This is a genomic window from Micromonospora sp. NPDC007220, assembly GCF_040634035.1.
In the GTDB taxonomy this organism is placed as follows: Bacteria; Actinomycetota; Actinomycetes; order Mycobacteriales; family Micromonosporaceae; genus Micromonospora; species Micromonospora reichwaldensis.
Window position 1 is genome coordinate 281904 of sequence record NZ_JBEYEU010000006.1, and the last position, 14575, is coordinate 296478.

10 protein-coding genes, 1 tRNA gene and 3 pseudogenes are annotated in these 14575 nt (G+C 71.3%); 8 read left to right on the forward strand and 6 right to left on the reverse strand.

Features of this window, described 5'->3' with window-relative positions; translation table 11 throughout:
* The first annotated feature begins 81 nt into the window (after positions 1 to 81).
* Positions 82 to 1446 carry a condensation domain-containing protein gene (locus ABZ573_RS15345; protein WP_358118627.1) on the forward strand — a complete coding sequence of 455 codons (1365 nt, stop codon included), beginning with the start codon at positions 82 to 84 and terminating at the stop codon, positions 1444 to 1446.
* Positions 1447 to 1532: 86 nt separating this feature from the next.
* Here ABZ573_RS15345 and ABZ573_RS15350 read toward each other — a convergent pair whose 3' ends face one another.
* From ABZ573_RS15350 to ABZ573_RS15360, 3 genes and pseudogenes are all read right to left on the reverse strand, one after another.
* Positions 1533 to 1868 (reverse strand): hydroxyisourate hydrolase, encoded by a 336-nt coding sequence (locus ABZ573_RS15350; RefSeq protein WP_151452362.1) that lies wholly within the window; start codon positions 1866 to 1868, stop codon positions 1533 to 1535.
* A 646-nt stretch (positions 1869 to 2514) separates the two neighbouring features.
* Positions 2515 to 5685: a BTAD domain-containing putative transcriptional regulator gene (locus ABZ573_RS15355; protein ID WP_358118630.1), complete on the reverse strand. Its 3171-nt coding sequence runs from the start codon at positions 5683 to 5685 to the stop codon at positions 2515 to 2517.
* 867 nt (positions 5686 to 6552) lie between these two features.
* Positions 6553 to 6755 (reverse strand): annotated as a pseudogene (locus tag ABZ573_RS15360) (IS5/IS1182 family transposase); the annotation flags it as partial.
* 465 nt (positions 6756 to 7220) lie between these two features.
* Between ABZ573_RS15360 and ABZ573_RS15365 the strand changes: the two are divergent.
* From ABZ573_RS15365 to ABZ573_RS15385, 5 genes are all read left to right on the forward strand, one after another.
* On the forward strand, positions 7221 to 7592 hold the full coding sequence (locus ABZ573_RS15365) for a metalloregulator ArsR/SmtB family transcription factor (protein ID WP_151452385.1): 372 nt from the start codon (positions 7221 to 7223) through the stop codon (positions 7590 to 7592).
* Positions 7593 to 7745: 153 nt separating this feature from the next.
* A complete protein-coding gene (locus tag ABZ573_RS15370) occupies positions 7746 to 8243 on the forward strand; it encodes a hypothetical protein (protein ID WP_327028963.1) in 498 nt (165 codons plus the stop codon).
* A 282-nt stretch (positions 8244 to 8525) separates the two neighbouring features.
* Positions 8526 to 8747, forward strand: coding sequence for a T6SS immunity protein Tdi1 domain-containing protein (locus ABZ573_RS15375; protein ID WP_225851872.1), 222 nt, complete (start codon positions 8526 to 8528; stop codon positions 8745 to 8747).
* Positions 8748 to 9025: 278 nt separating this feature from the next.
* Positions 9026 to 9625 carry a HEAT repeat domain-containing protein gene (locus ABZ573_RS15380; RefSeq protein WP_151452366.1) on the forward strand — a complete coding sequence of 200 codons (600 nt, stop codon included), beginning with the start codon at positions 9026 to 9028 and terminating at the stop codon, positions 9623 to 9625.
* A gap of 251 nt (positions 9626 to 9876) precedes the next feature.
* Entirely contained in the window at positions 9877 to 10338 is a 462-nt protein-coding gene (locus ABZ573_RS15385) for a hypothetical protein (RefSeq protein WP_151452368.1), read from the forward strand.
* 581 nt (positions 10339 to 10919) lie between these two features.
* Here the strand turns inward: ABZ573_RS15385 and ABZ573_RS15390 are convergent.
* Positions 10920 to 11003: transfer RNA gene (locus ABZ573_RS15390), tRNA-Leu, on the reverse strand.
* A gap of 249 nt (positions 11004 to 11252) precedes the next feature.
* Here ABZ573_RS15390 and ABZ573_RS15395 point away from each other — a divergent pair.
* A pseudogene (locus ABZ573_RS15395) lies at positions 11253 to 11447 on the forward strand (tetratricopeptide repeat protein); the annotation flags it as partial.
* Between the two features lie 497 nt (positions 11448 to 11944).
* On the opposite strand, the gene ABZ573_RS15400 reads toward ABZ573_RS15395, so the two are convergent.
* The gene (locus tag ABZ573_RS15400) at positions 11945 to 12325 is read right to left on the reverse strand and encodes a hypothetical protein (protein WP_358118676.1); all 381 of its coding nucleotides are present in this window, start codon (positions 12323 to 12325) and stop codon (positions 11945 to 11947) included.
* A gap of 297 nt (positions 12326 to 12622) precedes the next feature.
* A complete protein-coding gene (locus ABZ573_RS15405) occupies positions 12623 to 13615 on the reverse strand; it encodes a hypothetical protein (RefSeq protein WP_358118678.1) in 993 nt (330 codons plus the stop codon).
* Positions 13616 to 14096: 481 nt separating this feature from the next.
* On the opposite strand from ABZ573_RS15405, the pseudogene ABZ573_RS15410 reads away from it, so the two are divergent.
* Positions 14097 to 14552: pseudogene (locus tag ABZ573_RS15410) on the forward strand (fibronectin type III domain-containing protein); the annotation flags it as partial.
* Positions 14553 to 14575 lie beyond the last annotated feature (23 nt).

Genomic DNA, 14575 nt, shown 5'->3' on the forward strand with positions numbered 1-14575 from the left:
GACCGTCGCACCTCGTCGCCGCGCCCGGCGGGGCCCGGGTCTCGACCGGGCGCGGCCACCCCCGACCTCGAAGGAGTCACCGTGGTGATCGACGCTCCACTCACCTACGGACAGCTGTCGACCTGGCGGTCGATGGAGACGTTCGCCACCGATCGGTTGATGGAGGTCAACGTCCCGGCGACCTGGGACGTCCGGGGCCTCACCGCCGACACCGTGCTCGGCGCGCTGGGCGCGTTGGCGCGGCGGCACGAGTCGCTACGGACCACCTATCACGTCGTCGACGACCAGCCGGTGCAGCGGATCCACGACCAGCTGCCGCTGCGGATCGAGCAGGTCGACCACGCCGTACGCGACCCGGCGGACCCGGCCGCCACCCTGCGCGCGCTGCACCAGCTGCCGTTCCCGGTGCTCGACGATCCCGGCTGGCACGGCCGGCTCGTCAGCGTGGCGGGGCAGCCGCAGTTCCTGGCCCTGTCGCTGTCGCACATGGTCGTCGACCTGTGGGCGATCCAGGAGCTGGAGCAGCAGTTCCGGGCCGTCGTGGCCGACCCCGGTGCCGGCTCGGCACCGGCGCCGCGCAGCCGTGAGCTGGCCCTGGCGCAGCGCAGCGATTCCTGGCAGTCCCGTCGCCGACGTGCCGAGACCTACTGGCGGCGGCTGCTGACCGACGGCCCCGTACGCAACCTGCCCGCACCGCCGACAGGCCGCGCGGCCGAGCGACGGATCCAGGCCACCCTCCGATCACACCACCTCGCTGTGCTGGTGGCCCAGGCGGCGAAGGCGCACAGTGTCTCGCAGCAGAGCGTGGTGATGGCGGCGACCGCCGTCGCGCTCGCCCAGTTCGTCGACCGGGACCGGATCATGATGAGTCTGATGTCGGCGAACCGGTTCGATCCCGAGTGGCAGCCGCTGATCGGCACCCTCAACCAACTGGTCCCGCTGGTCTGCCGGGTCGATCCGGACAGCACGCTGGCGCAGTACCTGAAGCGGACCCACTTCAACGCGATGCTGGCCTACCGCAGCGGCAGCTACGACGTGGACCGGGCCGAGGAACTGGCCAAGGAGATCGGCAGCCCGGACGGCACCCGGTTCACGCACGACTGCTGGTTCAACTACATCTCCGAGCCGCCGCGCGAGGTGCCGGACGACGCCCGCTCCGCCGGTACCGCCGAGTTGAGCTGGGACGTTCCGCCGCGAAATGCCGGGCATCCGTTCTACGCCCGGGTGCACGGCGACGGGCAGCAGTGGATCGGCGTCACCCTGCGGGTCGATCCCGACGTGCTCGGCGCGGACGCGGTCGTGCGGGCCCTGCGGGTGATCGCCGAGACCGTGCGGCGCTCGGTCACCGATCCACAGGCCCGCCTCGGCAGCCTCGATGACGCCGGCACCGTCGTACCGGAGCCGGCGCTCTTTCCCGGCCAGGGCCCGGCACCGGCCGGTCGCTGAGCACCGGCGACCACTCCGGCGACGCCACGTCGAGCACGGCCGGACCGGTACCGCGACCCGCGGCGCCGGTCCGGCCGCCGGCACCGTCAGCCGCAGCCCCGATAGCTCAGGTACGAGTTCGAGGTGACCATCAGCGGCAGGTGCAGGTCGGCGTCCGGGTCCGCGACGCGGAACTCCACCACCGCTCTCGGGTGCAGCGGTACGGCGCCGAGGATCGAGTAGTAGCCGTCCAGGTCGACCGCCAGCTGGTAGATGCCGGCGTCGATGGTCGGCTCGGTCCAGATGGCAAGCCGACCATCGGTTCCGGTGCGGCCGCTGGCCAGCTCCCGCCACCGCAGCCCGACCTGCCGGGTGAGCACGACGCCCACGTCTGCGGCGGCCATGCCGAACGAGCAGTCGACGACCTCGACGGAGAGCACCATGAGCTAGACCACCTCTCGTTGCCGGCAGCCGGTCCGGCTGCCGGTCGGCCGCCGGTGGCGTCCGCAGGGACGATGGTCGGTTACGCCGATATCGTTCGCTCATCGATTTGTTATCGATACCCGGGTGGACGACAAGAACTGGCCGTTCGTTGTCCCTCATGGAATGTTGGGTTGGTCGTCGGGACGGCGCCAAACCTCAGCCAGTGGCGTCACCTGGTGGGCTATGGCACCAACGCCGTCGGCGATACCGGACCGAAAACCAGCCTTTAGCGAGACCATAGCCAGCTTTTCTAGCGTCTGAGCCAATCCAGTTCGAGCCGTCGTAGGCAACGCCGGCTATCGCACAGAGAGTTGGTACCCATGGCGTTCAACGTTTCCCGAAGGTTCCTTGCCGGCGTCGTGCTCCTCGGCGCCGTGGCGGCCGGACCGGTGGCATACGTCGGCTTGTCCTGGGCCGCTCCGATCACCTCGGCCGATCCCGGCCACGGTCACGTGCCCGCCCCGTCGGCACCTCCCACGGCACCCCTGGAGCCAGCGCCCACGGCATCTCCCACCCCGCCCGCGGATCCGCAGCGCAACACGATCTGGGGCTGAGACCGGATGGCCGGGACGGTCAGGTACGACCATCCCGGCGCGGCGGCGGCTCTCAGGCCCGTGGGGCCGGCCCGGACCCGGTCGCCTCCTCGCCGCCGGCGGGCCGGCCGGCGTGAACAACGTCTGATCCAACCGGTGCGACGGGCCGATCGGCATCCGCGACGCCCAGTGCGGACAAATCCCGTCGCAGCTGCGCCTGCAGCGTGACCGCACCGCGCAGGCTGAGCCCGGACAGCACCGCCCTGGAGGACTCCCAACCGGCCCGGGCGGCGGCCCGCTCACCGGCGGCCACGTGGATCCGCCCGCGCAACGCCATCGCGCTGGCACCGAGCAGCGCGGCGCCTATCTCACCGAAGATCCGCACCGCGCGATCGGCGTGCTCGGCGGCCGAACCCAGCTCCCCGGCATCCAAGGCCACGTCGGCGAGCGCGTGTGCCACCCGACTCTCGGCCATCCGGTCACCGGCGGCCACCGCGAGCGCCTGGGCCCGGGCCAGCCGCCTGGCGGCGGACGCCAGGTCGCCACGTCGATGGTCGACCGCCGCCAGCCCGAGGATGGCGTAACACTCACCGATCTGGTCGCCGGCGGCCCGCACCGAGTCGAGCACCCCGCGGTAGGCCACCCCGGCTCCCTCAAGGTCCCCCCGGCGCAGCAGCAGCTCACCCAGCCGGTGCCGGACCTGCGCACCGACCCGACGGTTGCCGACCTCTTCGCAGATCTGCCCGGCCCGGACCAGCAATTCGTAGGCCGCGTCCTGTTCGCCGTAGTCGAGGTGGATCTGAGCCAGGTTGTGCAGCACGTGCGCCTCGGCGATCCGGTCGCCGAGCAGCTGGAAGGCCTCCAGTGCCCGGCCCCAGCGGTCGCGGGCCGAGGCCAGGTCGCCGTTGACCCGGTCGAGGTAGGCCGAGTTCCGCAGCACCTGTGCCATGCCGAGCCGGTCGCCCAACTCCTCAAAGAGGGCGTAGGAACGCGTGAACTGCCGGGCTGCCGGTGCGCTCTGCTGGGCGAACATGTGCAGCGAGCCGAGCGAGTAGCGCATCGCCGCCTCACCCCGCACGTCGCCGGCGCGGCAGGCGGCGTTCAGCGCGACCTCGTGGGTCTGCCGCCAGTCGTTGAGGTACGAGCGGGACTCGAACAGCGTGACCGCGGTCAACGCCAGGTCCCAGGCGTGCTCCACCATCCCACTGGCGGCGGCCTGGGCGACGGCGGCGACGATGGTGGCGCGCTCCTGCTCGAACCAGGCCAGCGGATCCGCCAGCAACCGGTCCACCAACGGCGCCGGCAGCGGCCAACGGCTGGCCCCGCTGTTCGGGGCGAGGACGTCGTCGGAGTACTCCCGGCGGTGCGCCTCACCGGCCAGCGCCAGCAGCGCGCCGAACCAGCGTTCGAGAGCTGCCCGCCGCTGTTCGGGGCCCTCCTCGACGAACCTCTCGCGGGCGAACGGGCGGGTGATGTCGTGGAAGCGATATCGCAGCTGACCGGCCACCGGCCCTGGCTCGGTGTCGATCAGGTACGCCTCAGTCAGCTCCTCCAGCGCGTCCTGCGCCCGCAGATGGTCGGTCTCCAGCAGCGGCGCGCCCACCCAGGACGCGAAGCTGGGCGAATCCAGCAGGGCGAGTCGGCGCAGCAGGACCTTGGCGTCCGCGGACAGCCCCTCGTAGGTCACCGAGATGCTGGCCCGGACCCCCATCTCGCCGTGGTTGAGCTCGTCCAGGCGGCGGGACTCGTCCACCAACCGCTCGAGCAGGTCGGTCACGCTCCAGTGCGGCCGGGCCGCGAGTCGGGCGCCGACGATGCGCAGCGCCAGCGGCAGGTCGCCGCTGAGCCGGCACAACTCGTCGGCGGCCGACGGCTCGGCGGCGATCCGTGTCGGACCGACGATCCGGGTGAGCAGCTGCACGGCGTTGCCCCGGCTGAGCGCGCCGAGTTCGACCCGGTTGACCGACGGCAATCCGGTGAGCCGGCGACGGCTGGTCACGATCACAGAGCACTTCGCGGTGCCCGGCAACAGCACCGCGATCTGCTGTTCGGTCATCGCGTCGTCCAGCACGACCAGGATCCGACGCCCGCCGAGCAGGTCGCGGAAGCGCTCGGCCCGTTCCTCGATCCCGTCCGGCATCGCCGCACCGCTCACGCCGAGGGCCCGCAGGAAGCGTTCCAGGATGTCCGCAGGATTGGCCGGACGGTCACCGACCCGCAGCCGGGCGAAGAGCTGCCCGTCGGGGAACTCCGGGGCGAGCTGGTGCGCGACGTGGACGGCCAGCGTGGTCTTGCCCGCCCCGCCCGGTCCGACGATCACCCCGACCCGCACCACCGGCCCATCGGCCTCAACCTGCCCCTGCTCCCCCAGCTGGGCGCGGATCGCGCCGACGATCGGGGCCCGGCCGGTGAAGTCCGGAATCGCCGCCGGCAGCAGGCTCGGCACCAACGACCGCACCTGCGCTGCCGGGGCGATGGTCGCCGCGACAGCGGAACCGTGCGGCGGGAGCGGAATCGGACACTCGCCCTCGAGAATGGCCTGGTGCAGTCGACGCAGCTCCTCGCCGGGGTTGATGCCGAGCTCGTCCATCAGCACCTCGCTGGCGCGGCGGTAGCCCTCCAGCGCCTCGGCCTGCCGGCCCGAGCGGTACAGCGCCATCATCAGCTGGGCACGGAAGTGCTCCTGGAGCGGGTGCCGGTCCACCAGTTCGATCAGCTCGCCGACCAGCTCGTAGTGCTTACCAGCCTGGAGTTCCAGGTCGATGCACTCGCCGTGCACCGCCAACCGGCGCTCGTTGAGCCGGCTGACGTAGGAGGTGACCACCCGGCTGTCCATCCCGGACAACGCGGGACCACGCCAGAGGGCCAACGCGCCGCGCAGCAACGCGGCAGCGGCGAGCGGGCCACCGGTGTCACGAGCCTCGGCCACCCGGGCGTCGAAGACCCGCAGGTCGAGTTCGTCCGGACCGACGTTGAGCAGATAGCCGGGGCTACGGGTGTCGATCAGGTCCCGCCCGCTGACCGCCTGAAGCCGCCGACGTAGGTTGGAGATGCAGATCTGCACCTGACCGCGTGCCGTCGACGGCGGGTCGTCCCAGACCGCGTCGATCAGCCGCTCCACCGGGATCACCTGGTTGGCCTCGAGTAGCAGCATCGCCAGGATCACCCGGTCGCGCGGGCCACCGAGCTGCACGGTTTCGGTGCCATGAACCACCTCCAGCGGTCCCAGGATGCCGTACTTCACCGAACGTCCCTCCGTGCCCTGCGCGATCGCAGCCGAGCCCGCGTTTGGTCGTCGGCCAGCGGCCACTCGACGACCGGGCCGCCGCGCGGTCCCACCCGGAGAGGAAGCCGCAGCCAATGGACCGACCCGCCGCGCGGGAACACCGAGCGCTCCCACCCTTTCCGGAAATAGCCCTAACCGTCCGCGCAATACTCGCCAGCTGCATGAATACCATGGGTTGAAACAAGGATCATTTGCCAGCCACGCCACCGTGACTCGCACAGTCTCGGTCCACCGCGTCTCTTGAAAACATCATCCAAACGGACAGCTTCCCCTCATCTGCATCGAGCGCCGGCAAAACGATAACTATCAGTCACGCCCGACGCCCTGGCAAAGCATCCAATACCGCTACCGCCAATTTGACCGCAAAATCTGCATAGTTACCAAAGTGGACGAAAACCTGGCAGGTCACCCTCTTCGGCGCCGAACCCGGGGCGACACTCCCGCCTCCGGCCCACAGTTGGCCCGGCGAGCTGGCAGGAAAACCTGGGATACGTCCGAATCCCAATCGGAATAGTGAGGAGGGACAACACGCGAGGCAGCGGGCACGAATGGAGCACGGCTCTTCCCGGCACCACCCACGGACCGACACCGGCCACTGCCCGATTAATGCAAGCGAATACGCCTTCCCGACACGAGGCCCGACGGTCACCAGGAATGAGTCCGCAGGGCGCGCCGCAAAAAACGGCCGAACCGGGTTGACTCCGGAGCCATGACAATCGCAGCACGGCGCACCCGCTCCGAACTGGGCGAAGCCCCATTGGATAATTGCCGATGACAGGCGGAACAGGCAGCACGAACCGTCGTCCGGAGCGGAACGGCAGCCGACTGCCGCATCGTCAGGTTCGTACGCCAGTACGCGGCGACCAGCAACACCCGATCCGGCAGGTCGAGGGCCCACTGTCAGCCCGGCCGGCCGTCGGCGATGCCGTCACCGCCACGCTCGGCGACCAGCCGGACCAGCGTGCGGAACCGGGCGGCTACAGCCCGGTGAACGGAAAGATCCACGCCGAGCGGGCTACCGAGATCACCTGCCCCCATCGTCCTCAACAGACAGACATCAGGGATACGAGACATCCCTTGATCTTCTTCCCTGGACAAGAGGAATGATCGATCAAGGGCTGTCCTCATGATCAGCCGGGGTCGATGCCACCGCCCAGCAGGTTAAAGATCAAGTTAGGCCACTCGGAAACTACCGACAGCCGCGATCCGGTCCACCCGGCCACCCCATACCTGGCCGCCATCGAACGGCGTCCCCGAACACCCCGCCGATCTCCGCCTTGAACTCCGGCCGTGAACGCCCTGCGAGGCCGGCGCGGGTTCTTCCCATGCCTTCCATGATGAACATCCTCCCGAGGGGCTCAGAGCCCCTGATCTGGGATGTCCGTCAAACCGGGTCAGGCCCACAAGCCCTCTGCCCGCCCCCGACGACCACCACATCATTCACCGTGATCCAGCCCTCGTTTCGCCGGCCTACCGGTGGCGTTGCTGCAACGATGCAAGACGTGGGAACTGCGAAAACTACGACGCCTGCCATCTCGCCCCTTGCCGGCGAGCCGATCAAGCGCGCCGATGCCGAGCGGCTCGCGGGAGTGCTGAAGGCATTCGCCGACCCGGCCCGGCTGCGACTGCTCAGCCTGATCCAGTCCGCTCCGGAGGGCGAGGCGTCCGTCAGTGACCTCACCGCGCCGCTCGGCCTCTCCCAACCCACGGTGAGTCACCACCTTCGGATCCTCACCGAGGCCGGCCTACTCGAGCGTGAAAAGCGCGGCGTCTGGGCGTACTACCGCCTGGTGCCGTCCGCGATCGCCGCGATCGCCGACCTGTTGACGCCACCCCGCAAGCGGGCGACGAAGAAGACCCGCTGACTGGCGCCGTCGAAAACCGGCGCCATGCCGCCTGACCCGGCACCGACCCCAAGCACATTGATCGGCACGCCACGAGACCGCAGCAGGTGACGGCCGAGGACGGCGAGTGGAGGCATTGCTGCGCATGATGGCCCGCAAGGGTATATGCCCGAAATGACAGACCAGAACTTCATGAACTTCTTCGTCGAGCAGGCCGCATCTGATGCGGCTGTTGTACTCGCCTGCTCCCGGGCCTGCGGCCTACCGCTGGAATCGGAGGCTTGTCTCCAGGAGGGATCGGTCGGATTCGTGCAGGTCATCCCTTACCCGGAAGGCTTCGAGATGGGGCTGTGCATCATCTGGCCGCCATCGACGCCCGTGTCCCTTTCCCAGGCAGCAGTGGCGCAAGACATCGCCCGCGAACTGCGCCAGCGTGTGCTTCTCGACGTGGAGGATCCGGCCGCCGTATCGGGAGAGCGGTGGATGCTCGCGACACCGGACGGTGCGCCAGGCGGTCACCGTACGCCTGCGGATGGACAACCAGAGCACGTCGTCTCGGCAGACGCCCGGCCCCACCCCGTCAGCCACCGCCCCGGTGTGCCGCCGGGTGTGGGCGTGCATCCACAGTTGCTGGCGTCACCGGCGATGTCCGCCGGATCAGTGTGCGGGTAGCCGATCAGGCGTTGTCGTGAGTGAGCGACGATGACAGGTCTTTGGTGCGCGCCAGCTTGATCGAGCAGGATCTTCCTCTTCTGCTCCGGGACAGCGGCCGTGGCAGCGTCGGCCACCCAGCACACCGGCGGCTCAGCGGAGCCGACGAGCTGGACCAGCGCCGCCGCGAGCTCGGCCGGGGGAGGTCGCGGAGGGTGTAGCCACATGGTGGGCGGCCGCCGAGGCAACGGTCTTCGAGGAGAGCCTGGGCGGACTCAACACCACGCTGCGCAACTTCCTTTCATGGTCGATTTGGATGGCCCTGAGGAACTCTCCGACAACCTCCACTGGGACCTCTTCCCTGAGGCGGTCGCGGTGCACGGCGAGCTGCATTGCGACGAGTCGTTCATCTTCGTGCCGCTGCTGTCGACGGGTGGACAGGCGAAGGTCCAGAACCTGCATAAGCGCAAGACCATCGCGGCGATCCAGGTCGCCGTGGACCTCCAGGGCGTCATCGGGCACTGACACCTGCACCCGAGGACACCACCGCCTGTATTCGGCTGCGCCCGTGGGCGACCTCCCCACCATGCACGAGAGCCTGCTACCGCCAGTAGGACCATGGACATCGAGCAGGCACTGGGCGAACGCTGTCCCACCACTGGGTCCTGTCTCGCGGATCATGTTCGGCTGCAAGCGCCCGCACGGCCCGCTCAGCGTCCGCATCCGGTTTCCCCGGGCGGCCGGGTTGCCGTGGCTGTGGCACCCCATCATGCAGTCGACAAGATCAATGGCATCATGGGCCGATGAACGATGGTCTCGATGCCGTGATCGTCAAGGTTCTCGACGGGGAGCCCGGGGCCGACGAAGCCCTGATCGCTGCCGGGCCCACCGGAGCGAAACGCGTCTTCGACCTCTACTACGGCACGGCCAGGGCGAACCTGGTCACGAAATCCACCGGCCGGGAGCTGGGCGACAGCTGGTCGGCCGCCCTGCACATCGCCGCCTCGGTCGCGCCCGAGGAGTTCCTCGCCCAGCTGCCGAACCGCGTCGGCACCACGGACATCGTGATCCTCGGCGACATCAACGACCCCCGCGCTACGCACATCCTCTGCGAGCAGGCTCGGCACAAGGACTTCCTGCACCGCGTCAACGCCGTCAGGGCACTGGCCAAGCACACCGGCCCGGCGAGCCGGGAGGCGGTCGAGCAGGCCCTCGCCGATGAGAACCTCGTGGTACGCAGTGCGGCGATCCGCTGCGTCGCCGACACGGATCCCAGCCGAGGCACGACCTTGTACGAGGCATTCCTGGCAGAGCCGCGCCTCACCCCACTCCTGCGGCAGGAGGCGCGGTGGTCGTTGTCCTACCTGCGTGAAGGCAGTCCTATACCGCTCCACCCGTGGTGAGGCCGGCCAGGTTGAGCCCGGCGGAGACGGCGAGGTCCTCGTCGACCTTCGCGACGAACGCGTCGACCAGAGCACGACTTCGTCACCGCGCAGACGATCAGCGCCATCCCGGTCCCGCGCCAAAGTAGTGCGACGGCCTGTCGGCCGTTCCCGTCGGTGTTCGCGGGTGGAACCATTCTCCCAAGTTGGACCTTGGCAGGGTCAGGTTGCCCTGTTGGTCGCGCTAGCCCAACACCTCGAAGGAGCCACCCATGGGATCCGACATCCACGCCTACGTCGAAACCCGCACCAACGGCACCTGGGCCTACGCCGGAGACAACACCTTCCCCGACAACGAGTTCCCCAAGGAAAAGCAGTGCCCGTTTGACGGCGCCCGCGACTACGGCCTGTTCGGATTCCTCGCCGACGTCCGGAACTACTCCGAGTCGCCGGTCATCGCCGAGCCGCGCGGCCTGCCCGCCGACGTGTCCGCCGAGGTTCGCGCCAAAAGCGACGACTGGAACGTTGACGGGCACAGCCACACGTGGCTGACCCTTGCTGAACTGCTGGCGTTCGACTATGACCAGACGTTCGCCGATCAGCGTGGTGAGGGTGAGCCGCAGGTGAAGACGGTTCGCGGGTTCCTCCACGACTGGTACTTCGGTCGGCTCGACCTGCTGGCGAAGCTGGGTGCCCCGGAGGACGTGCGCATCGTGTTCTGGTTCGACAACTAGCCGGTGGAAGCCCTCATGGCCCAACTCGACCCCGCGCCGGAGGCATCCCGATGACCAACACCCTCGCCCCCGCCGAACGGGCCGCCGGTCTTTCTGACGTACCCCCGCATTGCCGCCGCCTGCTTCTCTTGTGGGGCGCCGGCAGCAATAGGTGCCCCTGACCGGTGAGAGCGAAAACTCCACCAGGATCCCGACGCACGACAATGACGCCAGCTCTCTCGCGGATCTCCAGTCGGGCACCCGGCTCCCAAGCCAGGGCACGCACGATGCCTCGATCACGGATCCGGTCACTGGCATCGACCGACGCGAGACGGTACACCTTGGCCTCGGACCGCTGCTGCGCAAGCGCTGGCATCGGCACGGAGCCCGACGCAGCGGTGCATGGGCGTCACGCGGGTTGCTTCGACCACGGGCCGGCAGAAGGACTGGAGGGATGACAGAAGCCAGAGAAGACTCAGCCACAGCGACCACCACCGCCAACCGACACAGGGCTGGCGAAGTTGGTCGCGAAGATCAGATTCACGTGGTCAAGGAGCCCTGACCACCAGTACGTAGAAGACGGCATGGATGCCGCAAGTTTGTGTCCGAGGGGGGACTTGAACCCCCACGCCCTATACGGGCACTAGCACCTCAAGCTAGCGCGTCTGCCATTCCGCCACCCGGACCTGCTCGTCCAGCCTACCGTGTCGACCGAGGCGATCTTCCACCCGTCGGCCGCCCTGGTGGGCCGCACGGGGAGTTACTGTACACGGCCCGGGTGGATCATGCACATCAGCTTCCGGCCGATGGGTCGCCGCAGGTCGGACGGGTGACCGGACCCGTATGAGCCGCAGCCAACCGGTGGACCTGGGTAGCGTCCGACAGGCCTCACGCGGCAGCATGGCCACGTGTCCCATCCCTCTCCCCTGGCCGCCGTGCAGCACCGGGCCCTCGCCCTGCGCGCCGCGGGCGATCTCTACTCCGCCCGTCGACTGCTCAACGACGCCGTCGGCTCCGCCCGGCCGCCGTACGGCAAGGACCACCCGGATGTGCTGAGCACCGCGCACCTGCTGGCCCGCCTGCACCGGGAGGCGGACGACCCGGGTGCCGCCCGGCGCGTGCTGGAGGAGGCGTTCGCCGCCGGCGAGCGCCTCTGGCCGCCGTCCGACCCGCTGATGCTGGCGCTCTCCTTCGAGCTGGCCGCGGTGGCGGACGAGCTGGGCAACCGGCACGAGGCGCGCCGTAACTACACCCGCGTCGCCGCCCTCGGGCCCGCCGTGCTCGGCGCCGACCATCCTGCGGTACGCACGGCACGGCAGTATCTCGGCGACGCCGCTCCCGCCCCTCAGCCCGCCCCGCCGGCCGCGCGGCCCGCCATGTCCGCGCTCTCCGAGCCGACGATGTCGCTGGCGGTGCTCTCCACCACCTGGCGGCCGCACGAGCCCGCCGCGGCCGGCCCCCCGCAGCCGCCCGTCGCGCAGCCGACACCGCACGTCGTGAGCGGCCCCCCGGCCGCCCCGTACACCCCGCCGATCCCGCCGCCGCCGCCCGTTCCGGGCGTACGCGGCGTGGGACGGGCCACCCCCGTCGCCCCGGCGCCGCACCCTGCGGCGTCCCCGCAGCCGCCTCACTCGGCCGGCCACGCGGCGCAGATGCCGCCCGTGCCGCCGCAGCCGTATCCGGCTCCGCCGCAGGGCGCCCAGGTTCCGCCCCCGCCGGTGGTGCCCGCCCCGCCCCGGCAGGCGTGGGCCCCGCCGCCGCCACCCCATGTGCCGGCGCCGCCGCAGACACCGCATGCCCCGGGGCGGGGCCAGGCCACCCCGTACGCCACCCCGCCGCAGCGGATCCCGCCACCACCGACGATCCCGCCGCCGCCGGTCGTGCCCGCGCCACCGGGGCTGGCCCGTGCCGTCGTGCCCCCGCCGCCGGCCGTGCCGCCCTCGGCGCAGCCGCCGTACGCCCCGGCGGTGCCCATCCCGCCGCCCCCGGTCGTACCGTCGGCGTCCACCGCCGCCCCGGCGCACCCTCAGGTGCCGCCGCCCCCGGTCGTCCCGGCGCAGCGCCCCGCACCGGCGTCACCGCAGTCTCCCTGGGCGCCTGCCCCCGGACCGACCCCACCGCCGGCGATGCCGGGTCCCGCCACGCCTGCGCCGCAGCGCCCGCCGCGTCCCGCCCCGCCCGCGTCGGCCGGGGTGGCCTCCGTCGTTCCGGCCCCGAGGACGGCGCAGCCGCCGGCCCCGCCGGCGACGGCGGCCCCGGTGTCGTCTCCGCCTGCCGTGCCGCCACCCGCTCCGCCGCTCCCGCGTCACGCGGCCGCCGCTCCCGTCGTCACCGCGCCGCAGCCGCCCGCCCCACCCGTGCCGGCCACGCCGCAGCCACCTATCCCATCCGCCCCGGCCACGCCGCAGCCGCCCGCCCCATCCGTGCCGGCCACGCCGCAGCCACCCGTCCCTTCCCCGGTCGGCGCCGAGCCGGCCGCGCAGACGAGGGCTGCGGTGCCCCCGACGGGACCCGCCGGTGCGCCGCGACACCGGCCCGCCGACGAGGCGTCCCCGAGCGTCGGCCCGTCGGCCGGGACGGCGGCGCCCGGAGCCGAGTCCCCGTCGACCACCACGCCGCCCGCAACGACAGCGGGGCCCGCCGCCGAACCGTCCTCCACCACCGGTGCGACCAGCGCCGCGGCACCCGGACCGGGCACGCCGGCTCCCGAGCCTGCCGCGCCGGACGTCCGGTCCTCGCGGCTGACCGGATCCGTCGACGAGGCCCCGCGCGCATCCGCGCCCGAGGCGACCGCCCCGGCGTCGGAGGCGGCGGCGCCGGAGCGCCCGGCGGGGCCGGCGCCCGGATGGGCCAAGCCGACCATCCAGGTCAAGCAGATCGAACCGCTGCTCGCCGAGGAGATCGCTCGCGCCGCCGGTGCTCCCGCCGGACCGGATGCTCCGGTCAGCCCCGCCCGATCATCCGAGACGCCACCGCTCGACACGCCACCGGCAGCGGCACACGCCGCGCCGATCAGCGCACCGCCAGTCAGCACACCACCGGTCAGCGCACCGCCGTCGTCCTCCGTCAGCGCACCACCGACGCCTCCGGTCAGCGCACCGCCCGCGCACCCGACGAGCAGCCCGCCCGTCAGTGCACCGCCCACGCCTCCCGTCAGCGCACCGCCGGAGCACGCGACGAGCAGCCCACCCTTCGGCGCACCGCCCACGCACCCGACGAGCAGCCCACCGTTCAGCGCGCCGCCCGCGCATTCGACGAGCAGCCCACCGTTCAGCACACCGCCGCGGGGCGTCAGCACGCCGCCGGTTCCCCCCTTGCCGCCGATCCCGCCCCCACCATCGGTGATGCCACCGCCGGTCAACGCGCCGCCCGCTCTTCCGCAGCAGTTCAGCGCGCCCCCCGGGATTCAGCCGCCGGTGAGCGCCCCACCCGGGGGCCAACCGCCGGTGAGCGCGCCGCCGTGGAGCATGTCCGCGCCGCCGTGGAGCAGCACGGCGCCCCCGCAGGCGCTCACGGGCGCGACCACCGACGCCGACAGCGACGCCGAGCAGCCGGACGTCGAGGAGGAGCTGGAGCGGGCCGAGTCGCAACGGCAGCGGGAGGAGGTGGAGCAGCCGGAGCCGGAGCGGGTCGACGACCTGCCGCCGGCGTACCTCGACATCGACGAGACGTTCCCGATGAAGGCGCAGCCCGTGCGGACCCGGTCGACGGCCGAGCACCCCGCGCAGCAGCAGGCGCCGGCCTTCCCGCCGCCGCCGGCGTACCCGATGATGCCGGAGCCCGAGGAGGGCGGCCGGAACCGCACGGCGGTCATCGTCGCGGTCGTCGTCGCGGTTTTGGCCGTGGTGGCGCTCGTCGGCGTGGGCGTGCTGGTGCTCAACCGGGACGCGGCGCCGCCAGCGGGACCCGGCTCGCCGTCTGCGGCCGCGCCGTCCGCGTCGGCGGCCGGTCCCCCGCCGGGCGGGCTGACGCTGAAGGACGACTCGGCGACGATCACCCTGAACTGGACGGACCCGGCGGGCGGCGGGGTGCCGTTCATGGTGGCCGGCGGCCGGACCGGCCAGGCGCTGGGCGTGATGGCCACGGTGGACCCGGGCCGGACCAGCTACACGGTCAACGGGCTGAACTCGCGGGTGGACTACTGCTTCACGGTGCTGGCGGTCTACTCGACGGACTCGTTCGCCACGTCCGGGCAGGTCTGCACGGAACGGGAGGGCGACACGCCGTCGAGCTGACCGGACACCACGGCGCGGCGCAC

Excerpts from the sequence above, each read along its gene's own strand:
- ABZ573_RS15380 (WP_151452366.1), top strand. The coding sequence starts at position 9,026 with ATGAACGATGGTCTCGATGCCGTGATCGTCAAGGTTCTCGACGGGGAG.
- ABZ573_RS15375 (WP_225851872.1), top strand. The coding sequence starts at position 8,526 with ATGGTCGATTTGGATGGCCCTGAGGAACTCTCCGACAACCTCCACTGG.
- ABZ573_RS15365 (WP_151452385.1), top strand. The coding sequence starts at position 7,221 with ATGCAAGACGTGGGAACTGCGAAAACTACGACGCCTGCCATCTCGCCC.
- ABZ573_RS15370 (WP_327028963.1), top strand. The coding sequence starts at position 7,746 with ATGACAGACCAGAACTTCATGAACTTCTTCGTCGAGCAGGCCGCATCT.
- ABZ573_RS15350 (WP_151452362.1), bottom strand. The coding sequence starts at position 1,868 with ATGGTGCTCTCCGTCGAGGTCGTCGACTGCTCGTTCGGCATGGCCGCC.
- ABZ573_RS15385 (WP_151452368.1), top strand. The coding sequence starts at position 9,877 with ATGGGATCCGACATCCACGCCTACGTCGAAACCCGCACCAACGGCACC.